Raw genomic sequence first — 21,230 nt, forward strand, 5'->3', positions numbered from 1 at the left:
GGGGGTGTCAGATCCTCAGCAAGGGCCGGGGTGTCAGACGAAGGCCACGACGCGGGCCGGGGCGGCGCTCGCACGGGCGATCTTGATGGGGAAGAACGCCACCCGGAACCCCGACGGGGGCAGGGCGGCGAGGTTCGTCAGCTGCTGGACGATGAAGACCTCCCGCTCACGGCCGGCCCGGTGACCGTCCCACAGCACGGAGTTGTCGCCGCTTTCACGGAACTTGCCCGCCATCACGGAGAAGCTCAGGTCCCAACCCGCCGCGTCGGTGCCCAGGACCTTGGCCCCGAGGTCGGCCAGGAACAGCGTCGACTCGCGGCTCATGCCCGGGTAGCGGAAGAACTCGGGGTCGGACAGCCCGTACCGCTCCTGGCCGGTGCGCAGCAGGATCGCCCCACCGGCCGGGACCGGGGCGCCGTTGTCGGCGAGGGCGGACTCCAGTGCCTCGACGGTGATCGGGGCGTCCGGTTCGCACCGGCCGCGCAGGTCCAGCACGAGCGCCTCGCACCACAGCTCGTCGAGGGCAATGTCGGTGATGGTACGGGCGGGCCTGCCCTCACAGGTCGAGCCGTAGTGCAGCGGGGCGTCGACATGGGTGCCGAGGTGGGTGTTGAAGTCGGTGAGCAGTTCCGCGCCCCAGCCCTCGCCGTCGGGCAGGTCCTCGATGCTGCAGTGCATGGCGGCGGCGAACTGCTCTCGGCCCTCGCCCGCCGGGTGCGCGTAGGCCACGACGGGTGCGACCACCGGGGCGAGGGCGCGCAGCTGCTCGGGGAGCCGTTCGCGGTCGGCGGGGTCCAGCGTCCGGGTGAGGTCGATCAGTGCCATGTCGAGCCCTTCTTGGTTATTGGACGTTCAGCATAGAACTGGATCGCTAACATAGGCAAGGTTCGTCGGCCCCGGGGCGTCGCCCGGTCGGCGTGACAGAATCGGCTGCGTCAAGCAGCCGCAACGTTGGGAAGGACACCGCGTGGGTGCGACCCGCAAGCAGGAGATCTCCGCCGAGACCCGGCGCCGCCTGGTGGCCGCCGCGTGGGAACTCGCCGCCGAGGGCGGGGCTGCCGCGGCGTCGGTCCAGGCCGTGGCGGAGCGCTCCGGCATCAGCCGGGGATCCGTGGCCTGGCACTTCGGCTCGAAGGACGGGCTGCTGAAGGCGGTGGTCGAGGAAGCGTTCCGGTGGGGCGCGGGCTTCATGCGCGAACGCCTGGACGCCGCCGGACCGGACACCGGGATCGAGGCGCTGATCGAGGCGAACTTCGCCCTGATGTCCCGACCCGAGGCGCGCATCTTCTCGACACTCCTGATCGAGGTGGTGAGCCGCGAGTCGCCCTTGCGTGCGACGTACGCCGAGGAGTATGCCAAGATCCGCGGCCTGTACACCGACCACCTGCGCGCGGCGGGCGCACACGTCGCCGCCCCGGAGGCCGTCGCGACGGCACTGCTCGGCGGCACCCTGGGCATCAACATCCAGCACCACCTGGACCCGGCCCTGGACCGCCGGCAGGCCGTGACCGCGATGACGGACATCTACACCGCTGCGCTCTCCGGCACCTGACCCCACGTTCCGTCCGGCGCCGAACCCCCCGTTCCGTCCGGCACCTGACCCCTGCCTGTTCGCCCGGGCTGCCCGGGCAGCTCGGGCGAGCTGGTACTGCAACGGTGCTTGCCGGGAAGGGGTGTTCGGTTCGCTCTTGGGCTATTCATGGGTGGGGACATGTCCGAGGCGGATGCTCGTCGGTGGCCGGACGGGCTCGCTGGGTTGCACGAGCGTTTGCCCACCGGTTCACGCGGAGCGAGCCGCGAGAGTCGGCTCCGGCCTGTGTGTGGGGGTTGCCGGCGCTGTTGGAGCGCAAGAACGGATGGCCGGGTACCGAGGGGCGGGCGAGGGTGAGGGGCGACTCGGGTCGCTTCACGGGCCGGGGAACCGCCGGCTTCCGGAGCCGGCACCGCCGCGCCCAGCCGCCGCGCCGAAGCTGCGCGCCGAGGCCGGCGGGAGCCGATCTCAGTGCGCTCCGTCCGCCGGCCCGTGGTCCAGGCCCAGACGACGGGCATCGCGCTCTGGCCGGATGGCGGTCAGGGCGAGCACACCGGCGACGAGCATCACCGCGGCGGCGGTGAGGAACGCTGTGGTGTAGCCGTCGGCGGGAGACTCGGCCGTGTCGATGAGGTGGCCGGTCAGAGAGGGTGCGACGAGGCCGGGCAGGGTGCCGAGTCCGGCGACGATGCCGAAGACGGCGCCGCGCTGAGAGGTGGGCACGACCTCGGCCGCGGTCATGTAGTGCAGGGGAATGGCGATGGCGATCGTGCCGAAGGCCAGTCCGATCAGGACCAGACGGCCCACGGTGCTCCCGATGAACGGGAAGGCGGCCATCGCGCAGCCCGCGACGCACACCGCAATGCTCTGGGCCGCCCCGCTCGACCAACGGCTGCTGACGCCGCGCGCCTTGAGCGCGTCCACGACCGGGGAGACGGCGAGCAGCAGGAGCAGGCCGTAACCGGAGATGACGCTGATGGTGGTCGCGGTGGACTCCGCCGACATGTCCAGCTCGGTCCTGAGATAGGCGGGCAGCCAGGCGTGGCTGAGGGACAGCGCCCATTCCGCGCCGAACGCGCTGGAGATGCTGCCGAGGATGGTGCCGGTCGACAGGAGCCTGCGGTAGGGCAGCCGAGGATCTTCACCCTTCCCGGCGCCGGGGCCGGAGCGGGCGTGATCGTAGGGGCCGTCGTGACCGATCTGCCACCACCCCAGCGCCCAGATCGCGCTGACGGCGGCGAGGACGGCGTACGCCGAGCGCCATCCGTATCCCTCGATGAGCCAGGTCACCAGGGGTGCCGCGATGAGCGTGCCCAGAGCCGCTCCGCCGATCTGGAGGGCCGAGGGCAGGGCGCGGCGCTCGGGCGGGAACCACTTGTACAGGGCGTGCATGGACATGGAGGCCGCCGGTCCCTCGGCGGCGCCGAGCAGGATGCGGCCGGCGAGCAGGGTGGGCACCGAGGCCACGACCAGGACCGGTAGCTGCGCGACGGCCCACAGCAGCGTCATGCCGAAGAGCAGGATGCGGCTGGAGAGGCGGGTGGAGAGAAATCCGACGAGCAGTCCGGAGAGGCTGAAGAGGAAGTAGAAGGAGCTGGAGATCAGGCCGTAGGTGCTGTTGCTGAGGTCCAGCTCCTCCATGATCGGAACGGCGGCGAGGCCGAAGACCGATTTGTCGGCGAAGTTGATGACCATGAACGTCACGATCAAGGCGGTGACCAGCCAGGCGCGGCGGCGCTCGGGAGTGGGGTCCGGGGCGTCGGTGGGCCGCGGCTGCGCGGCGGTGTGCGGTGCCATGGGGCGGCTCCTGCGGATGCGAGTGGGGCAGGGGGGCGAGTGGGCGGTTCCCCGTGGCCGCGGGCCCCGGCTGCGGGGCCCGCGGTGCCGCCCGGACACCAAGGTGGTCGGTCAGATCAGGCCCTTGGCGATGGCGTTCTTGTGGATCTCGGTGGTTCCGGTGACGATCCGGTACATGCGCAGGGTGCGGAAGATCTGTTCGACCTCGTTGCCGCGGGTCAGGCCGGCCTTGCCGTGGATCTGGACGGCCTGGTCGGCGACGCGGAAGGCCGCCTCGGAGGTGAAGAGCTTGCACATGTTGGCCTCGACGGAGACGTTGTCGCCCCGGTCGGCCTTGGCGGCGGTGGTCATGACCATCGCGCGGGCGGCGTAGATCTCGGTGGCCATCTCGGCGATCTTGTGGTGGATCGCCTGGTGGGCGAGGAGCGGCTGGCCGAAGACGACGCGGTTCATCGCGTACTGAAGGGACAGGTCCCAGGCACGACGGGCGGCGCCGATCAGGGACGGGCAGTGCAGCAGGCGGTTGAGGGTGATGCGGCCGATGCCGATGCGCAGGCCCTGGCCGATCTCGCCGAGCAGGTTCGCCGCCGGGATCCGGCAGTCGTCGAAGACGAGATCGCCTTCCATCTGCTGGCCGGACATGGGGACTTCACCCTCCAGAACGGTGCAGCCGGGGGTGTCCAGGTCGACGAGGAAAGCGCTGTAAGCCTCCTCCTCATCGCCGGCCATGCGGGCCACGACGATGGCGAAGTCCGCGAAGGGGGCGGCGGAGCTGAACACCTTCTTGCCGTTGAGGACGTAGCTGTCACCGTCCGGGGTGGCGGTGGTCGTCATCCGGCGTACGTCGGAGCCCGCGTCCTCTTCCGTGATGGAGAAGCAGCACGCCCGCTCGCCCCGGACGACGGGCATCAGGTAGCGCTCCCGCTGGTCCTCGGTGGCGTACTTGACGATCGCGCCGACGCGCAGGGGTCCGCCCATGTCGCCGAGGACGGAGTGCGAGAGCGCGGCGCCGGAGGCGGTCAGCTCCTCCTTGAGCGCGCACAGTTCGGAGAAGTTCAGGCCCTGACCGCCCAGCTCCGGCGGCAGGCTGATGCCGTAGAAGCCGAGTTCAGCGCTGCGTTTCCAGACGTGTTCGAGGGTGGGGCGGTCGAGCTTGGTCTCGGCGGTGATGCCGCGCTCGTGCTCGTACGGGACGAGTTCGTCGCGCAGATAGGCACGGAGGCGGAGGACGAGGTCCTGGAGGCGGGGGTTGTCGTCGTAGGAGGGTTCGAGGGTGAAGGGCATGCCGGTGATCCTGTTCAGTTGACGCGGCGTTCGGCGCCCGCCCAGTAGCGGTCGCGGATGGCGCGGCGGTCGATCTTGCCGTTGGGGTTGTGGGGCAGCGCGGCGACGAAGTCGACCGAGCGGGGCTTCTTCATACGGGCGAGGTGCTCGGCGCAGAAGTCGACGAGGTCGGCCTCCGTGAGGGTGGCGCCGTCGCGCCTCACGACGACCGCCGTGACGGCCTCGCCCCACTGCTCGTCGGGGACGCCGACGACGGCGGCCTCGTACACGTCGGGGTGCTGGTGCAGGACGGACTCGACCTCGACGGCGTAGATGTTGAACCCGCCGGAGACGATCATGTCCTTCTTCCGGTCGACGATGAAGACGTAGCCGTCCGCGCGGCGCCGGGCGAGGTCGCCGGTGAGGAACCAGCCGTCCCGGAAGGTCTCCGCCGTGAGTTCCGGCTCGTTGTGGTAGCCGGGCACGACATCGGGCCCGCGCACGGCGATCTCGCCGATCTCCCCGTCCGGTACGGGCTTTCCGCCGTCGTCGACGATGGCGACCTCCGCCTCGGCGAGCGGACGTCCGCAGGACAGCAACAGTTCTTCGTCCTCACCCTCGATCGCGCGCCGGTGGTCCTCGGTGGAGAGGAACAGCACGCCGGAGGTGGTCTCGCCGCACCCGTATCCCTGGGAGAGGACGGGGCCGAAGAGGTCCCAGGCGGCCCTGATGCGGGCCGGTGACATCGGCGCGGCGCCGTAGGTCAGCTGGCGCAGGCTGGACAGGTCGTGGTCGCGGGCGTTCGGCAGTGCGAGCACGGTGTTGACCATGGTCGGCACGACGAAGGCGTGGGTGGCACGCTCGCGCTGGACGGTGGCGAGGAACTCCTCGGCGTCCCAACGCGGCAGGACGATCGCGCAGCCGCCGGCGAAGAAGATCCCCATCAGCGGCATGCCGGAGGCGTGGGTGACCGGCCCGGCCAGGATCTGCCGGCCGCCGGGACCGACCCGGGTGTCGGCGCTCATCACCGACTTGCGCATCAGGGCGAGCCTGTTTCCGTATGTCTGGACCGCCGCCTTGAGCTTGCCGGTGGAGCCCGAGGTGAAATGCAGTACGGCGATGTCGCCCTCGTCGCAGTCCGTGTCGACGGGTTCCGGCCCGGTGCCCGCGAGGGTCTCGGCGTAGCCGGTGCCGAGATCGTTCGGGCCGTCGTAGCCGAGTACGGTCCTCACGCCCGTGCCGGGCACTGTCGCGCGGGCGATGTCCAGGTGGGCGGCGTCCGTCAGGAGCACCCGCGCGTCGGACTCGGCGAGCAGATGGGCCACCTCGGCGGCGCCGAGCCTGGCGTTGATCGGCACTCGGGCCAGGCCGGCCTTGTAGAGGGCGACTTCCGTGACGACCAGTTCGGCTCGGTTGTCGGCGAGGATCGCCACGCGGTCGCCCCGGCTCAGGCCGAGTGCGCGCAGAGCCGTCGCGAGGCGGTCGCTGTGATCGTCGAGTTCCGCATACGTCAGCCGGACCGGTCCGCAGACCACAGCCTCGGCTCCGGGTTGATGGCCAGCAGTCCGGCGTACGTACCGCCCGAGATTCATCACACCTCCAGAGTTTCCGAACAGAGTGTCGGGTATCAATCTTGGTGTGCGGAAACGTAAGGGCAGCGTTAGGGTCAGGTCAACGGTCCGGAGGAGAAGGAAGCGAAATGGACATGAAGCCCGCGGGAGACCGCCGCGTCCGCAGGACGCGTGCCGCACTGCGCCAGGCCCTGGTCGAACTGGTCCTGGACAAGGGGTTCCACGCGGTCACGGTCGAGGAGATCACCGAGCGCGCCGATGTCGGCCGCGCCACCTTCTACGCGCACTACCGCGACAAGGAGGACCTCCTGGTCGGCATCGTCCGCGACCTGGCCGAGGACCGCGAACGCCTCCTGCCGGCGATGCGACAGGCGCATGCGGAAGGGTTCACCGGACTGCCGGTGAAGTACATCTTCGAACATGCCGAGCAGGAGAAGCCCGTCTACCAGGTCATCCTGCGGGGCGAGGGCGACGGCCGCGCTTTGCGCGAGTTCGCGGACCTCATCTGCATGCACGCCGAAGCCGCTTTCCGTACGCGGGTCGAGCAACTCGCGGTGGCCCCGAGGATCCCTCTGGACGTTGTCGCGCGGGCCTGGACGGGAGAACTCATCGCCCTGCTCACCTGGTGGGTGGAGAACGACACCGGCTACGGCGCCGCCGAGATCACCGCCCACCTGCGCGATCTGTCGGTCTACGGTCGCGTCTGGGCCACCGGGCTCACCCCGTCCGATGCACCGGGGGCCCTCGACCTCACCCCCTGAGGCGCCCCGCCCACGCGGCCGTCTTCGCTGCCCATCTCTGGTCAAGTTACCGAACAATGTGTACGATAATGAGTTCAGGAGGCGCACGATCGAAGAGTGGAGCGAACGCATGACAGGCGTTCCCTCGTTGGCTGACCTCGTCCGGGCGCGGGGATACACCGATCCCGCCCGGGCCGGCCCGATGGCACACGGCATCGGGGCGGGAACTCCTTCCGAGCCGCCGTGTCCGGCGGGGCTCCGGTGTGCCCCTCCCCGCTGCCCGCCACACCGGCCGGCGCCCTGGACGGCCTCACGTTCACGGAGCCGTACGGGCGGTGCCTCACGCTCGCGGAGCTCCTCGTCCCCCAAAGGTCGGCGAGCCCGCCGCCGATGACGTTGCCGACAGGGCCGCCTGGAACTTCCACCCGGGCACCGACGGTATCTGGAAGTCGGCCCGCCGGCCCCGCACCCACCACGACCACCCCGAGCCGGGGATCGGCTGCGTAAGAACCGGCCTCCGGCCGGAGGCCCGCCCGTACCGTGCCGCGTGGCTCCCACCCGCCCCGGAAGCCGATGCGGGCCTGCCTGGATCTCCACCTGGGCGGCGATATCGCCGAGTTCACCACGGTGACAATCCAGGGGCAGGCGTGGCGGCCCGGGGTGGACGAAGCGTTCTCCGCACCGTCACCGCCCTTGGCCGGCTCCACTGAGAACTCGGCGAGATCCTTGCCCCCGATGAGCCGCCGCCCGGTCTCGTCCGGCACCGGCTGTCCCGGACCGGGTACCGGTGCCCGTTGTCCCGGACCGGGTGCCGGCGCCGGCTCCCCCGGACCGAAGGAGCCGACGCCGGTCCCGCTCAGGACTTGGGGGAGAAGCGCAGGCGGGTGGCCGCCACCGCGCCGAGGGCCAGCAGGACGATGGACACCCACAGGCCGGACAGGTGGTTGCCGGTGGCGTCCTCGGCGTAGCCCATGATGTACGGGCCGACGAAGCCGCCGGTGATGCCGATGGTGTTGAGCAGTGCGATGCCGCCTGCGAGGGTCTTGCCCGAGAGCCGGGTGGCGGGGAAGTTGAACAGGAGGGGCTGGACGACGAAGAACGCCAGGCCGGTGAAGCAGAAGCCGAGCAGGGCGATGACGGGGCCGGCGAGGGCGGCGACGACGAGGCCGGTGAACATCATCAGCAGGCCGACCACCACGAAGTTGCGGGAGCGCCGGGGCGTGGTCGCGCGCGGCGGCACCAGCACGGCGCCGACGGCCGCGGTGAGCCAGGGCAGTCCGGTGAGCAGGCCGATGGTGAACGGCGAGAGGTCGCCCCAGCCGCCGATGATGCCGGGCAGGAAGTAGACGACGGAGTACAGGGCGACCTGGTGGGTCCAGTTGGCGAAGATGGCCAGCAGCATCTGCTTGTCGCGCAGCACCGTCAGCAGGAAGCCGGATCCCGAGCCGTTACCGGCCGCCTCGGCTCCCTCGGCCTGCTCGCGGGCGACCGCGTCCTGGACCTGTTGGGCCTCCTCCGGCGTCAGCCAGGGCGCCTTGGCCGGGCTGTCGGGCAGGAACCGGAAGATGGCGACCGCCAGGAAGAGGCAGGGAGCGCCTTCGATGACGAACATCCACTGCCAGCCGTGCCAGCCGCCGATCCCGTCCATCTCCATGAGCAGTCCGCCGAGCGGGTTGCCGACGACGCTGGCGATGGAGGCGCCGAGCAGGAGCAGCCCGATGGCCCTGCCGCGGCTCTCGGAGCGGAACCAGTAGGTGAGGTAGAGCAGGATGCCCGGCAGCAGCCCGGCCTCGGCGGCGCCGAGCAGCAGCCGCATGGCGTAGAAGGACTTCTCACCCTGTACGAAGGCCATGCAGGCGGAGATGACGCCCCAGGTGAGCATGATCCGGGTGATCCACCAGCGGGCGCCCACGCGGTACATGATCAGGTTGCTGGGCACCTCGGAGATCGCGTAGGTGAGGAAGAACAGCCCCGCGCCCAGGCCGTAGGCCGCGGCGGAGATGCCGAGGTCGACCTCCAGGCGTTCCTTGGCCAGGCCGATGTTGGTCCGGTCCAGGAACGACATGATGTAGGCGGCCAGCAGCAGCGGCATCAGCCGCCGCAGATTGCGCCGGTCCAGCTCGCCGAGCGCGTCGCGCGGGGGTTCGTTCGATGGGGCCGCACCTGGTGTGCGGGAAGCGCGGATCAAAGACATCGGTGTCCTTCTGGAGTGCTCTGGCAGCCGCCGGACGCGGACTGCGGCCCAGGGGGTGGGCGGTGCCGGGCGGACCGCGGCGATGACGCCGCGGCCGGCCCGGCGCCGCCGGGGTGGGGTCAGACGACGAGTCGGACCGGGTTCTGAACGGCCTCGGTGAAGGCCGCGAGCCAGCGCGCCGCCACGGCTCCGTCCACCGGACGGTGGTCCACGGAGAGGACCACGCCGAGCACCTTGGCCGCGGTGACCGCACCGTCGCGGACCACCGCCTCGTCGCGTGCGGCGCCGATGGCCAGGATCGCGGCCTGCGGCGGGTTGATGATCGCGGCGAACTCCTCGACCCCGTACATGCCGAGGTTCGAGACGGTGATCGATCCGCCTTCGAGGTCCGCGGGGTGCAGGGACCCGGAGCGTGCCTGCTCCGCGTACGCGCGGGTCCGCGTGGCGATCGCCGATACCGACAGGTTCTCGATGCCGCGCAGGACCGGGGTCACCAGGCCCGTTTCGGTGGCGATGGCGACCGAGACGTCGACGGTACGGAACCGGCGGACGGCCTCCGGCTGCCAGACCGCGTTCATCTCCGGCACCTGTGTGTGTGCCGTGGCGACGGCCTTGATCAACAGGTCGTTGACCGAGACCTTGACCGGGCTGACCGCGTTGATCCGCTGCCGCAGGGCGAGCAGCTCGTCCACGGCGCAGGTCGCCCGCAGGTAGAAGTGCGGGGTGTGCTGCTTGCTCTCCGTCAGGCGTCGGGCGATGGCCCGGCGCATGCGGGTGTGCGGGATGTCCTCGTGGTCGCCGCTGCCGGCGGGAGCGACCGCCTGCGGCGCGGCGGGGGCCGGCCGGGGAGCCGGGGCGGCGGCCGGCTCCGTCGCCGGTACGGGTGGGGCGGCGGCGGGTTCCGTCGCCGGTACGGGCCGGGCCGCGGCCGCCGCCTCGACGTCGCGCCTGACGATGCGGCCGCCGGGTCCGGTGCCGGTGAGGGCCTCGATGTCGAGGCCCGCCTCCCGGGCCAGCCGACGGGCCAGCGGGCTGCTGAAGACGCGCCCGCCGCGATCCGGCTCGCCGGATGCCGCTGCGGCGGGGGCCGGGGAGGCCGGGCGCTGAGCGTCCGGCTCCTCCGGTACGTCCCGGCGCACTGCCTGCGGGGCGGCGGCGGGCGTGCCGACGCCGAGCTCCGCCAGCAGTGCGTCGAGGTCACCGGCCTGCTCGCCGACGGCGCCGAGCACGGCGATCGGGTCGCCCACCTCGATCTCGACACCGGCCTCGTACAGGGTCTTGAGCAGGACTCCGTCCTGCTCGGCGGCGACGTCCACCTCGGCCTTGTCGGTCTCGATGGAGACCAGCGCGTCGTCCTTGGTGAACGACGCCCCCTCCGCCACCTGCCAGGCGGACAGCACGGCCGTCGTCGCGTCGGCGGCCACGGCGGGCATTCGGAACAGTTCTGCCATGATCAACCCTCCTGGGTGTTCTCTCGTACGGGGAGGGTCAGTTCCCGGTGACCCGCTGGAGCGCGTCGACGACCTCTTCGGTCCGTGCGATGGCCGCCCGCTCCAGCACCTTGCTGATGCTGGGCGAGGACTCGCCGGCCTGGACGCGCTCCACCGGCTGGTCGAGCCAGTCGAAGTAGCGGCGCTGGATCTCGTCGGACAGCCAGCCGCCGTAGGAGGTGCCGACGGGTCCCTGCTCGGCGATGAGCACGTTGTTGGTCTTGCGGATGCTCTCGCCGAGGGTGTCCCAGTCGAGACTGGCGCGGTCCAGCCAGCGCAGATCGATGACCTCGGCGTCCAGGCCCAGCTGCTCGACGGCCTCCAGGACGTAGTTGGTCATCGCGAGGTACGTCACGACGGTGATCCGCGAGCCGGTGCGGCGCACGGCCGCTCTGCCCACGGGCAGGCAGTAGTCGAAGTCGTCCACCGGGCCCGGACCGACCGAGTTGTACAGGTCGGTGTGTTCCAGTACGACGACCGGGTCCTTGCAGGTCAGCGCGGAGTTCATCAGGCCGACGTAGTCGAAGGGCGTGGACGGGGCGACGATCCGCCAGCCCGGGGCCGTGGCGAGGATTCCCGCCGGGTCCATGGAGTGCTGGGAGCCGTAGCCGGTGCCCATGGCGACCTTGCTGCGCAGGACGAGCGGGACGCCGGTGCCCTGCCCGTCGCCGCCGAACATGTGCCGGGCCTTGCCGATCTGGTTGAAGATCTGGTCGGCCGCGACCCACATGAAGTCGGCGTACATGAACTCCACCACCGGCTTGTACCGGCCGTCGAGCGCGATGCCGCCGGCGAGACCGGCGAAGGCGTTCTCGCTGATCGGGGTGCCCAGGACACGGTCCGGGTGGGCCTCGGCCAGGCCCTTGGTGGCGCCGTTGGTGCCGCCCTTGAGCCGGTGCACGTCCTCGCCCATGACGACGACCGACGCGTCCTCGGCCATGCGCCGGCCCATCACCTCGGCCACGACGTCGATGAACTTCCGCTGCTCCAGACGCCCCCGGAAGGCGTCCGGCCCGCTGCCGGTGTCGGCGAGGCGCACGCCCTCGAACTCGCTGAGGTCGCCCCGTACGCCGACGTCGCGGAAGGACGGGTCGGGCCACTCGGAGGGCCTGATACGGCGGGTGCCCGGCTTGCCGTCGGGGTCGGGCTCCAGCAGTTCGTCGCCGATGGCGGCCATGACCGCCTTGGCCCGCGCGGTGCTCTCCTCGATCTCGTCGGCGCTCAGCACGCCGTTCTCGACGAGCTGCCGCGAGAGGAGGGCCAGCGGGTCGCGGGCCCGCCACTCCTTCTCCTCGTCCTTGGTGCGGTAGCCGAACGCGCTGCCGGGGAACGGTCCGTTCTGGTGGAAGAAGCGGTAGACCTCGGCCTCGACGATGGTCGGGCCGCCGCCGGCCCGCATGTGGTCCACGGCCTCGCTCATGGCCATGTACACGGCGAGCGGGTCCATGCCGTCCACGCGCCAGCTGGGGATGTTGAAGCCCAGACCGCGCGCCGAGAGCCGGGGCTCGGCCGTCGCCTCGTCCACGTGGGTGGAGACGGCGTACTTGTTGTTCTCGATGAAGAAGCAGACCGGAAGCTTCCAGGCGGCGGCGAGGTTCATCGTCTCCAGCACGGAGCCGATGTTGACCGCGCCGTCCCCGAAGTAGGTCACCGAGACGGCATCGGTGCCGGCCTGCCGCGCCGACCAGGCGAACCCGGCGGCCTGCGGCACGCCGCCGCCGACGATCGCGTTGGTGCCCATGGCCCCGGCCTCGCGCCACTGCAGATGCATGGAGCCGCCCCGGCCCCGGCAGAAGCCCCTGGCCAGCCCGCAGATCTCGGCCAGGCTGCGCTGCAGGACGGTGCGCACTTCGTCGTCGACGGGGCGGCGCAGATCGATGCCGTCGGGCGCGACGTATCCCAGTGCCTTGGCCAGGAACTGGTGGTGCCCCCGGTGCGAGCCGCCGACGAAGTCGGCGCCGGTCAGCGGCAGCACGGAGCCGACGGCGCCGCCCTCCTGACCGATGCTGGAGTGGGCCGGCCCGTGGACCAGTCCTTGGCCTGCCAGGTCGAGAACGTACTCCTCGAAGGTCCTGATCAGCAAGGTCTGGGTGAACATCGAGGTCAGCAGCCGCGGGTCCGCGCCGTGCCAGTCCTTCTTGGTTGCCGTCACCTCGGTCCAGGGTGACGCGGGGGCCAGTTTCCGGTGTGTGGGCATGAGCACTCTCCTGTGTGATTCGGTGAGCACTGTCGCAGCGAATGGATCCATAGCCAATACCTCGTCACTGGAACGTTACATTCAGGTACCGGGAGATTCCATTGACTACGGCACCTTCGGCGAAGCAAAGTGAGAGGCATGGCGGAGAAATGGATCCATTCAGCAGATGGCCGGGGGCATGGGCTTCCGGGACTGGCCGGTGTCGAACACATCGGCTTCACCGTTCCCGACCTCGAAGAGGCGACCCGCTTCTTCGTCGAGGTGATCGGCTGCGAACACGCCTACTCGCTCGGTCCGTTCCGCTCCGACGGCACCTGGATGAGCGACCACCTCGGCGTCCACCCGCGTGCCGTGATGCGCGAACTGCGCTTCTTCCGCTGCGCCGGAGGCCCGAACTTCGAGATCTTCGAGTACGAGGCCCCCGGGCAGGAGACGAGGCCGCCGCGCAACAGCGACATCGGCGGTCACCACCTCGCCTTCTACGTCACCGACCTCGATGCCGCCGTGGCGCACCTGCGGCGGCACGGCGTACGGATCCTGGGCGAGCCCACGGCCAGCTCGGGCCCGAGCACGGGGCAGCGCTGGGTCTACTTCCTCACGCCCTGGGGGATGCAGCTGGAGCTGGTCTCGTATCCGGGAGGCAAGCGGTACGAAGCCGACTCACCGGTACGGCTGTGGCAGCCTTCCGTCTGAACACGCTGCCGCGACACCGCATCAGGGAGAGTCATGTCACGCAAGCCGACCGCCGGATCCGAACCGTCGGGATCCGAACCATCCGGATCTGAACCCTCCGGATCCAGCGAGTCCGGAGCCGGCAAGTCCGGAGCCGGCGCGTCCGGGTCCGGCACCGCAGTCGCCAGCCAGCGCGTCGCGGACCATCTGCGGGCCGCCATCCTGAGCGGTGAACTGCGCCCCGGCGCACGGATCATGCAGGAGCAGGTCGCCGCCCGGCTCGGCGCCAGCCGGCTGCCCGTGCGCGAGGCCCTGCGGATACTGGCGGCCGAGGGGCTGACCGTCGTGAAGTCCAACAGCGGCGCCTGGGTCTCCAGAATGGACATGGCGGAGTGCGAGGGCGTCTACAAGATCCGCGAACGCCTGGAACCGCTCGCCCTCAGCGAGAGCATTCCGAACCTGACCGCCGAGCAGGTCGCCGAACTGGAGACGATCGCCCGGCAGATCGAGCTCACCACCGACGTGGACCGCTTCCTGGCCCTCGACCGCCGTCTGCATCTGCTCACCTACGCCGGATGCCGGGTCGCCCAGATCACCACCATGGTCGACCGGTTCTGGAACACCACACAGCACTACCGCCGTGCCTTCGCCCGGCTCGCGGGCGACAGCGGCTGGGAACTGATCCACGCCGAACACCGCCTGCTCATCGAGGCGATCAAGCGGGCCGACACCGTCGACGCCGAACGCTTTCTCACCGGCCACATCCGCCGCACCCGGCTGGAACTGGCCCAGCATCCCGAACTGTTCACGGAGGACGACCATGACAACGACCACATCGCAGACGCAGCAGACCGAGCGGACTGACGCCCGCCCCTTCGAGGGCCGGACCCTCCTCCTGTCCGGCGCGGGCGGCGGCATCGCCCGCGAGGTGGCCCGCCAGTTCCACACCGCCGGCGCCAACCTGGTGCTCGGCGACCTGAACGCCGGGGCGCTGGAGGAATTCGCCGCGACGCTCGACCCCACGGGCACGACCGTGATCACCCGCACCCTGGACGCGGCCTCGCCGGAGAGCAACAACGCGTTCGTCGCCGCCGCGGTCGAGACGTACGGCTCGGTCGACTTTCTCGTACCGGCGGCCGGGATCTATCCGGAGCAGGCCGTCGCCGACATGACCGACGAGCAGTGGAACACCGTCATCTCGGTCAACCTCAACGGCGTCTTCTACCTCACCCGCGCCGTCCTGCCCCACCTCAACGAGGGCGGCAGCATCGTCAATCTGACCTCCATGGCCGGTCACCGCGGCAGCATCCGGCACGCGCACTACGCGGCGACCAAGGGCGCGCTGCTCGCCTTCTCCCGCAGCCTCGCCTGGGAACTCGGCTCCAGGGCACGGATCAACATGGTCTCGCCCGGCATCATCGAGACCGCCATGACCCGCGACTACGTCGCCACCCGCGGCGACACCGCTCTCGCCGGCACCCCCCTCGGCCGCCTGGGCAGGCCGGAGGAAGTGGCCTCCGTCGTCACCTTCCTGTGCTCGCCCGCGGCGAGCTTCGTGCAGGGCGAGGTCATCCATGTGAACGGCGGGATGCACATGATCTGAGCAGGACCGAACACACCGGTGGGACAGCGTAAGAACGAGCGGGAACGGAACGGAACATGACGAGCGAAGCGGCGATCTACCCCGACCTGAGGGGTAGGTCCGTATGCGTCACCGGTGCCGCGCGCGGCCTGGGTCTGGCGATGGCCGACGCGTACGTACGGGCCGGCTGCCATGTGCTGCTGCTCGACGTCGACGGCGAGGAACTGGACCGGGTACGGCCCGTGTTGGCGGCCGGGAGCAGCCCCGGTCAGGTGATCGAGACCGCCACCGCGCCGGTCAGCGACCAGGACGCCGTGACGGCGGCGCTCACCGCGTTCACCGCCCGGACGGGAGACCTGTCGGTGATGGTCGCCAACGCCGGCGTGTCCGCCAATGCGCCCTCGCTCGATCTCGAACTGGACCGCTGGAACACGGCGCTGGACGTCAACCTCACCGGAGTCTTCGTCTGCGCACGCGCCGCCGCCCGCATCATGCGCGAGGGCGACGGGGGCGTCGTCCTCACCACCTCGTCGATGTACGGGGTGACCGCCGGTCCGGAACGCGCGGCATACTGCGCGACCAAGGCCGCCGTCGCCGCCCTCACCAAGGTCCTGGCCGTCGAGTGGGCCCCTTTCGGCATCCGGGTCAACGCGCTCGCACCCGGCTACGTCGAGACCGACCTGCTGACCCGGCTCTCGGACGCCGGGAGGCTCGACACACAGGCGCTGCGCCGCCGGACCCCGCGCGGCCGTCTGGGCAGCCCCGAGGACATCGCGCATCTCGCCCTCTTCCTGTCCTCCGGGGTGTCCGCGAACATCACCGGCCAGGTGATGGTCAGCGACGGCGGCTGGACCGCCGACGGATACGCGGTGCTGCCGGACCGGCCGGAAGTCCGGTAGCACCACGCCGACCGGGCCGACCGATCTGCAGCTCTCGGGCCAATTCCCGGACCACGGGCCTGAGTCGGCGGTGTTCGCGAGCGGGCTGTCCGGGGCCGGGAGACGGTGCTCGACCGGGACAACGAGCGCGGGCAGCACCGCGGCGGGGTGGCTGTTGGTCCCGTCACAATGCATCGCCGCGCCCACGAAGCCGCCTCCGTGCACATGGACCACGAGCGGGAGGTCGGTTCGGGCGGCCGTTCCGTGTCAGTGACCTCACCCGTATCTCCTCCTCGGTCAGATGCGCAGAGCACCCATCTGAAACCTACGCCGCAGGTCGTGCCCTCGTACGGGCATTTCTACGGTGCAGGTTTGCCGGGGAGGGAATGGTCGCGGCCAGACGCACTCAGGGCACTTCAGCAGGACTCGACCGTGCGCACATCGTCGCCGCCGTGGCACTGGTCGACCGCAACGGCCTGGAGCGCTTGGGGGTACGGCGACTCGCGCAAGAGCTCGAGGCCGGTCCGGCAGATGGTCGCGGACGCGCCCATGGTGCTGTTCGGCTTCCTCAACGGCCACCTGCCGGCGCGCACCGGCGAAGGGCCCAGCACTGTGCCCGCGTTCGACGCCACCGCGTACCCGGCGATGGCCGCGCTCAGCCCTCTCATGGCCGACTTCGGATCCCTGACAGAGTTCGACCGGATGCCCGACACTGTGCTCGCCGGGATCAAGGACCGGGCCGCCCCTTGAGACCCTGCCGGTGTCCGACCCGGGCGCGCAGGTTGTGCGGCAGCCGCAGGCGGTACCAAGGAGTCCGGTCCCGCCCGGCCGCATAGCGGTGTTGTCAGCCCTCGTCGTTCCTGCAGCACCTCCAGGAAGGGCCGGCTCGAACACGACATCCTCGACCAGACCGAGCCCTGTGCCCGCCCAAGGCGTGAGCACCGAGGCGCTGCGGAACCAGCTGGGGCCGGGTGGGAGGCGCCTCCCGTTTCTCGTGAACGTTCCCGGCCCCGTCGGCCTCCAGCCGCTGCCCAAATGCTGGCCAAAGCTGCTGCCGAAAGTGAGAAAGGACACACCCCGACATGGTCCCCCACGTCCGCTAAGGTCGGCTCAGACCCGCCCTGAACTGGGGTTTTGCGTCGGCCACAGCAATGTGACCGACGCGGGTCCGGCCTTTCCTGGAGATTGCATGACCGATCCAGCTTTTCGCTCCGCAGGTCAGCTCGCTGCAGCAGTCGCGGCGAAGGAGGTGTCGAGCCTGGAGTTGCTCGACCACTACCTCGCCCGGGTGGAGCGGCTCGATCCGAAGGTGAACGCCATCGTCGCCCGGGACGAGGAGGGTGCGAGAGCCGCGGCACTGGCGGCCGACCGCGCGGTCTCCCGTGGCGAGCCGCTCGGCCGCCTGCACGGCGTCCCCGTGACGATCAAGGACAGTCTCGAAGTTGCGGGCATGCGTACCACCGGGGGTTCGGCCCGTTGGGGACACCATGTCTCGACGAGCGACGCCGAGTCGGTCGCGCGGCTCAAGAACGCGGGAGCGGTCGTCTTCGGCAAGTCCAACATGCCGCCCGACGCCCGGGACTGGCAGACCTACAACGAGATCTACGGGACCACGAACAATCCGTGGGACCCGACCCGCGGACCCGGCGGTTCGTCCGGCGGGTCCGCCGCGGCAGTCGCCGCGGGGCTGACCGGCCTGGAGCTCGGGGGCGACACGGCGGGCTCGATCCGGGTGCCTGCCCACTTCTGCGGCGTCTACGGGCTGCGCCCGTCGTTCGGGATCGTGCCGAGGTACGGGAGCGTCTCGGGACATGCTCCTGGGACTCTGGCGGATTTCGACATGGCGGTACTCGGCCCGCTCGGCAGGCACGCCGACGACCTCGACCTGGGCCTCGACGTCCTCGCGGGAGCGGACCACGACCGCGCCCCGGCATGGCGGCTGGAGCTGCCCGCCGCCCGGGCGAGCGCCCTGCGGGACTTCCGGGTGGCGGCATGGCTCGACGACCCGTTCTGCCCCGTCGACAGCGAACTGGCCGCGCTCATGCAGGCCGCGCTGGAAGCGGTGCGGGCCGAGGGCGCCGTCGTGGTCGAGGACGAGGGACCGGTCGGGCTCGAAGAGACGATGGCCCTCTACCAGCCGTTGCTGATGGCACAGAGCGGGCTGGTCGAGCCGGACGAGTCGTACGCCGGGCTCGTGGAACTCGCCATGGCGGAAGGGGCCGCCGGCGGGTTCGCTTCGGCCCTGACGCTCCGCTTCCGTGACTGGCACGACCTCGACGAACGGCGCCAGCACTCCCGCCGCCGCTGGGCCGAGTTCTTCCGCGACGTCGACGTGCTCATCTGCCCGGTGAGCCCCACGGCTGCCTTCCCCCACGACCACCGGCCCGACCCCGGCTGGTCGGTCCGGACCTTGCGGGTCGACGGCGTCGACCGGCCGTATCACGAGATGCTCACGTGGATGGCGCCCTCGTCCGTCAACCACCTTCCCGCGGCGGTGGCACCTGTCGGGGCGACCCGGGACGGGCTCCCGGTCGGCATCCAGGTGATCGCGCCCTACCTGCACGACCGCACCGCGGTCCAGTTCGTGCGGCGCCTCGCGGAGGTGATCGGCGGGTTCCGCCGTCCGCCGGGATTCTGAGCGCCGCCACCGGATGCCGTCCTGGGGCGTAGTGGCGGGCGACCTGGCCGCCGCGGGGCCGACGACCCCGAAGGCGACGCCGCGCGCCTGCCGACGCTGCTCAACGGTCTCCTCCTGGAGCAACTGGCCGCTCCCGAGCCCGACTTCGGGCGCACCCGGCTGCGCCCGACGATCGGGCGCTACCCGGCCGGACCGGGCTCCGGCGGCGCGATGTAGCGGGCGCCGGGAAACGCGTGCGCCGGTGGCGTGTACGCGCCCCGCTCCACCAGCCGCCGGATGTTCGCGCGGTAGATCTCGTCCGCCTCGGCGTGCCGGACCGGTTCGTCCGTCAGCCACAGGTTGGCCGGGTGGATCGGTTCGTCGTACATCCGCCGGAAGACCTCGGTGCGCAGGTCCTTGAGCCAGTTGCTGTTGAGATTCATCGTCCGGAACTGCCGCAACGCCTCGATGTCGATGATTCCGGACACGAAGGAGTTGTACCCGGAGGCGGTGTGCCCGAGCACCGCCCCGTGGAAGTCGACGACGTGCGCGTTGCCGCCCGCGATGTCGTACGGGTGGAGGGAGTCGGGCGTCGGATAGACCGGTCCGGCGTTCGGGCAGACCATGTACAGACTGTTGAAGTGGGCGTGCGCCCGGTTTTGCAGCAGCCAGGTGCCTCCGGGGTCGGGGCCGGCCTGGGTCATTGGCACCGCCTCGCTGGGGCGGTACACCACCTCGGCGCCCTGGAGGGCCAACGCCCTTACTGCTTCCGGGTATTCGCCGTCACTGCAGCAGATCGTGCCGAGGTTGCCGATGTCGTCGGTGCGCAGCACCGGGTAGAACGCGTCGATGCCGTCGCCGAAGAGTTCCACCCACCGGTCGTACACGTCGTGCGGCGTGCAGGAGCGTTCGCGGCACCACAGGTGGTTCTTTGCCGCACGGTGCACGATCTCGCCCGCCGGGGAGATGACGAACAGTGTGTTGAAGAACCGGTCGGGCAGGATCTCCGGCCAGCGCGCCTTGCACTGCGCGACGATGTAGGTGTCGTAGTGTCGGGCCAGCGCGGCCAGTCGCCCGGTTTCCGGGCCGGGGATGTCGATGAACAGCTCGCGGGCCGCGGTGACGTGCGGGATGTCGAGGATCTCGTCCGCGAATCCGGTCAACGCGCCCTCGGCCAGCGCGATCAGCTTGACCGGCATGTTGATGCCGACGACGGACACCGCGGCGTGCACGGCCTCCTCGATGATGTCGAGGTTGTGCGCGATCTGGGCGCGCGAGGTGATGCTGCGGACCACCGTCGACAGGCCGACGGTCAGGTACGGTGCGACCGGCTCGCTCATGATCCGCACCAGTCCATCGCGGCCAACGCGTATGCGCGTGCGGCGCAGACGATCTCGTCCACCGCGCAGCGCTCGTCGTACGCGTGCGCCATCGCGAGTTCGCCCGGCCCGAGGCCGACCGCGGGGATCCCGGCGGCGCACAGCCACGTGGAGTCGGCCGCGGAGGGGAACGCCGCCACCGGCGGGCGGCCCGCCAATGGCGTGTCGACGGCGGCGCGTTCACGGGCGTCGGTGACCGCGGCGCAGAGCGGATGGGTCGCATCGACCCGCGAACCCGGATACCGCAACGTCCATTCCACCACCGGCGGATGCACGCGCAGCCAGGGGTCGGTGGCGGCGACGTGCGCGATGTGGTCCTCGATCTCCTTGCGCACGGCCGCCTGGTCCTCCCCCGGAGGGTGGAACACCGCGTACACCATGCTCATCGAGTCGGGGATGAACGCCCCACTGCGCGAGTGGCGCGCGCCGCCGTCCACGACGCCGGGCGCGAGGGTGAAGCATCCCGGTTCGAAGAGCGGATCGAACTTGGTCACCGCCCAGTCGCTCTCCAGCCGGCGCAGCGCCTGGTAGATCACGAAGCCGCGGTCGATCGCGCTGGCCGCGACCGCCCCGTTCGTGCCGGGTCCGTACAGCATCCGCCCGCGCATCGACGAGTGGGAGCTCTTGCCGGTCACCTCGATCCGCATCACCAGCAGGCCGGGGGTCGCGGCCATGACGGACAGGGGTGAGGCTCCGCCGGTCGGTTCGGAGACGATGGCCCCGTCCGCGGTGTAGCCGCGGTCGAGCACCGCGGAGGTGCCGAGGTGGTTCTCCAGGTTCTCCTCGCCGACGACCGCCTGGAGGATCAGGTCACCGCGCAGGCGCACCCCGGCCTCATGCAGTGCCCGGGCCGCGAACGCCTGCGCGACCAGGCCGCTCTTCATGTCGACGGTGCCGCGGCCGCGGATCCAGCCGTCCTCGACGACACCGTCGAACGGGTCGCCCGAGCGCCAGCCGGACGTGTTCCCGGGCGGGACCACATCGACGTGTCCATTGAAGATCAGCGAACGCCCGCCGCCGGTACCGCGGATCACACCCACCGCGTTGTCGCGGCCGGGTTCCACGGCGAAGACGTCGGTCTCGGCGCCTGCTTCGGCGTAGACCCCGGCCAGCAGGCGCGAGACCTCCCCCTCGGCGCCGACCAGGTCGGCGTAGACCTCACCGGGGTAGGTCGGGGTGATGCTGGGGATCCGGACCGCGGCGGTGAGGGTGTCCAGCATCTCGTCGCGCAGCAGGTCGAGCCGGGTGAGCACCCGTTGGCGCGTGCTCGTTTCCGGGGACCCGGGCACGCCCCTGTCGTGGTTCAGGCTCTCGTCCAT

The 21,230-nt window shown here is 70.7% G+C and carries 17 protein-coding genes and 1 pseudogene; 8 read left to right on the forward strand and 10 right to left on the reverse strand.

The window, feature by feature from the left end; all coding sequences use genetic code 11:
• Positions 1-33: 33 nt before the first annotated feature.
• Entirely contained in the window at positions 34-825 is a 792-nt protein-coding gene (locus OCT49_RS34455; protein ID WP_283856086.1) for a cyclase family protein, read from the reverse strand.
• Between the two features lie 142 nt (positions 826-967).
• Between OCT49_RS34455 and OCT49_RS34460 the strand changes: the two genes are divergently transcribed.
• Positions 968-1,552 carry a TetR/AcrR family transcriptional regulator gene (locus OCT49_RS34460; protein ID WP_283856087.1) on the forward strand — a complete coding sequence of 195 codons (585 nt, stop codon included), beginning with the start codon at positions 968-970 and terminating at the stop codon, positions 1,550-1,552.
• Positions 1,553-1,999: 447 nt separating this feature from the next.
• On the opposite strand, the gene OCT49_RS34465 is transcribed toward OCT49_RS34460, so the two are convergent.
• From OCT49_RS34465 to OCT49_RS34475, 3 genes are all read right to left on the reverse strand, one after another.
• On the reverse strand, positions 2,000-3,328 hold the full coding sequence (locus OCT49_RS34465; RefSeq protein WP_283856088.1) for an MFS transporter: 1,329 nt from the start codon (positions 3,326-3,328) through the stop codon (positions 2,000-2,002).
• A 111-nt stretch (positions 3,329-3,439) separates the two neighbouring features.
• Positions 3,440-4,612: an acyl-CoA dehydrogenase family protein gene (locus OCT49_RS34470; RefSeq protein WP_283856089.1), complete on the reverse strand. Its 1,173-nt coding sequence runs from the start codon at positions 4,610-4,612 to the stop codon at positions 3,440-3,442.
• Between the two features lie 14 nt (positions 4,613-4,626).
• Complete coding sequence (locus tag OCT49_RS34475; RefSeq protein WP_283856090.1) at positions 4,627-6,183, reverse strand: acyl-CoA synthetase; 1,557 nt, start codon at positions 6,181-6,183, stop codon at positions 4,627-4,629.
• A 107-nt stretch (positions 6,184-6,290) separates the two neighbouring features.
• On the opposite strand from OCT49_RS34475, the gene OCT49_RS34480 reads away from it, so the two are divergent.
• Positions 6,291-6,923 (forward strand): TetR/AcrR family transcriptional regulator, encoded by a 633-nt coding sequence (locus tag OCT49_RS34480; protein ID WP_283856091.1) that lies wholly within the window; start codon positions 6,291-6,293, stop codon positions 6,921-6,923.
• A gap of 835 nt (positions 6,924-7,758) precedes the next feature.
• Here OCT49_RS34480 and OCT49_RS34485 read toward each other — a convergent pair.
• From OCT49_RS34485 to OCT49_RS34495, 3 genes are all read right to left on the reverse strand, one after another.
• Positions 7,759-9,096 carry an MFS transporter gene (locus OCT49_RS34485; RefSeq protein WP_283856092.1) on the reverse strand — a complete coding sequence of 446 codons (1,338 nt, stop codon included), beginning with the start codon at positions 9,094-9,096 and terminating at the stop codon, positions 7,759-7,761.
• A 119-nt stretch (positions 9,097-9,215) separates the two neighbouring features.
• Entirely contained in the window at positions 9,216-10,547 is a 1,332-nt protein-coding gene (locus tag OCT49_RS34490; protein ID WP_283856093.1) for a 2-oxo acid dehydrogenase subunit E2, read from the reverse strand.
• A 37-nt stretch (positions 10,548-10,584) separates the two neighbouring features.
• Positions 10,585-12,783, reverse strand: coding sequence for an alpha-ketoacid dehydrogenase subunit alpha/beta (locus OCT49_RS34495; RefSeq protein WP_283856094.1), 2,199 nt, complete (start codon positions 12,781-12,783; stop codon positions 10,585-10,587).
• Positions 12,784-12,921: 138 nt separating this feature from the next.
• Here OCT49_RS34495 and OCT49_RS34500 point away from each other — a divergent pair, with 138 nt between their 5' ends.
• From OCT49_RS34500 to OCT49_RS34515, 4 genes are read left to right on the forward strand one after another with little or no spacing between them, the layout of a single operon-like run.
• Positions 12,922-13,476, forward strand: a complete 555-nt coding sequence (locus tag OCT49_RS34500) for a VOC family protein (protein ID WP_283856095.1) — start codon at positions 12,922-12,924, stop codon at positions 13,474-13,476.
• Positions 13,477-13,509: 33 nt separating this feature from the next.
• Positions 13,510-14,319: a GntR family transcriptional regulator gene (locus OCT49_RS34505; protein WP_283856096.1), complete on the forward strand. Its 810-nt coding sequence runs from the start codon at positions 13,510-13,512 to the stop codon at positions 14,317-14,319.
• On the forward strand, positions 14,276-15,058 hold the full coding sequence (locus OCT49_RS34510; protein WP_283856097.1) for an SDR family NAD(P)-dependent oxidoreductase: 783 nt from the start codon (positions 14,276-14,278) through the stop codon (positions 15,056-15,058). Before OCT49_RS34505 ends, OCT49_RS34510 begins: the two co-directional genes overlap by 44 nt.
• Positions 15,059-15,114: 56 nt before the next feature.
• The gene (locus OCT49_RS34515; RefSeq protein ID WP_283856098.1) at positions 15,115-15,936 is read left to right on the forward strand and encodes an SDR family NAD(P)-dependent oxidoreductase; all 822 of its coding nucleotides are present in this window, start codon (positions 15,115-15,117) and stop codon (positions 15,934-15,936) included.
• A gap of 57 nt (positions 15,937-15,993) precedes the next feature.
• Here the strand turns inward: OCT49_RS34515 and OCT49_RS34520 are convergent.
• Positions 15,994-16,173: pseudogene (locus OCT49_RS34520) on the reverse strand (alpha/beta hydrolase); the annotation flags it as partial.
• A 174-nt stretch (positions 16,174-16,347) separates the two neighbouring features.
• Between OCT49_RS34520 and OCT49_RS34525 the strand changes: the two are divergent.
• Both OCT49_RS34525 and OCT49_RS34530 read left to right on the forward strand, forming a co-directional pair.
• Positions 16,348-16,665, forward strand: a complete 318-nt coding sequence (locus OCT49_RS34525; protein WP_283856099.1) for a hypothetical protein — start codon at positions 16,348-16,350, stop codon at positions 16,663-16,665.
• Between the two features lie 439 nt (positions 16,666-17,104).
• Positions 17,105-18,553 carry an amidase gene (locus OCT49_RS34530; protein WP_283856100.1) on the forward strand — a complete coding sequence of 483 codons (1,449 nt, stop codon included), beginning with the start codon at positions 17,105-17,107 and terminating at the stop codon, positions 18,551-18,553.
• A gap of 179 nt (positions 18,554-18,732) precedes the next feature.
• Here the strand turns inward: OCT49_RS34530 and OCT49_RS34535 are convergent, their stop codons facing one another.
• Both OCT49_RS34535 and OCT49_RS34540 read right to left on the reverse strand, forming a co-directional pair.
• Entirely contained in the window at positions 18,733-19,872 is a 1,140-nt protein-coding gene (locus tag OCT49_RS34535) for a nitrilase-related carbon-nitrogen hydrolase (protein ID WP_283856101.1), read from the reverse strand.
• Complete coding sequence (locus OCT49_RS34540) at positions 19,869-21,230, reverse strand: ArgE/DapE family deacylase (RefSeq protein ID WP_283856102.1); 1,362 nt, start codon at positions 21,228-21,230, stop codon at positions 19,869-19,871. The genes OCT49_RS34535 and OCT49_RS34540 overlap by 4 nt, the downstream gene beginning before the upstream one ends.

This window comes from Streptomyces sp. ML-6, from assembly GCF_030116705.1.
Lineage (GTDB): Bacteria > Actinomycetota > Actinomycetes > Streptomycetales > Streptomycetaceae > Streptomyces.

Bases quoted from the DNA above. Each gene is read 5' to 3' on its own strand.
- OCT49_RS34455 (WP_283856086.1), bottom strand. From the start codon at position 825: ATGGCACTGATCGACCTCACCCGGACGCTGGACCCCGCCGACCGCGAA.
- OCT49_RS34465 (WP_283856088.1), bottom strand. From the start codon at position 3,328: ATGGCACCGCACACCGCCGCGCAGCCGCGGCCCACCGACGCCCCGGAC.
- OCT49_RS34470 (WP_283856089.1), bottom strand. From the start codon at position 4,612: ATGCCCTTCACCCTCGAACCCTCCTACGACGACAACCCCCGCCTCCAG.
- OCT49_RS34475 (WP_283856090.1), bottom strand. From the start codon at position 6,183: ATGAATCTCGGGCGGTACGTACGCCGGACTGCTGGCCATCAACCCGGA.
- OCT49_RS34480 (WP_283856091.1), top strand. From the start codon at position 6,291: ATGGACATGAAGCCCGCGGGAGACCGCCGCGTCCGCAGGACGCGTGCC.
- OCT49_RS34485 (WP_283856092.1), bottom strand. From the start codon at position 9,096: ATGTCTTTGATCCGCGCTTCCCGCACACCAGGTGCGGCCCCATCGAAC.
- OCT49_RS34490 (WP_283856093.1), bottom strand. From the start codon at position 10,547: ATGGCAGAACTGTTCCGAATGCCCGCCGTGGCCGCCGACGCGACGACG.
- OCT49_RS34495 (WP_283856094.1), bottom strand. From the start codon at position 12,783: ATGCCCACACACCGGAAACTGGCCCCCGCGTCACCCTGGACCGAGGTG.
- OCT49_RS34500 (WP_283856095.1), top strand. From the start codon at position 12,922: ATGGCGGAGAAATGGATCCATTCAGCAGATGGCCGGGGGCATGGGCTT.
- OCT49_RS34505 (WP_283856096.1), top strand. From the start codon at position 13,510: ATGTCACGCAAGCCGACCGCCGGATCCGAACCGTCGGGATCCGAACCA.
- OCT49_RS34510 (WP_283856097.1), top strand. From the start codon at position 14,276: ATGACAACGACCACATCGCAGACGCAGCAGACCGAGCGGACTGACGCC.
- OCT49_RS34515 (WP_283856098.1), top strand. From the start codon at position 15,115: ATGACGAGCGAAGCGGCGATCTACCCCGACCTGAGGGGTAGGTCCGTA.
- OCT49_RS34530 (WP_283856100.1), top strand. From the start codon at position 17,105: ATGACCGATCCAGCTTTTCGCTCCGCAGGTCAGCTCGCTGCAGCAGTC.
- OCT49_RS34535 (WP_283856101.1), bottom strand. From the start codon at position 19,872: ATGAGCGAGCCGGTCGCACCGTACCTGACCGTCGGCCTGTCGACGGTG.
- OCT49_RS34540 (WP_283856102.1), bottom strand. From the start codon at position 21,230: ATGGACGAGAGCCTGAACCACGACAGGGGCGTGCCCGGGTCCCCGGAA.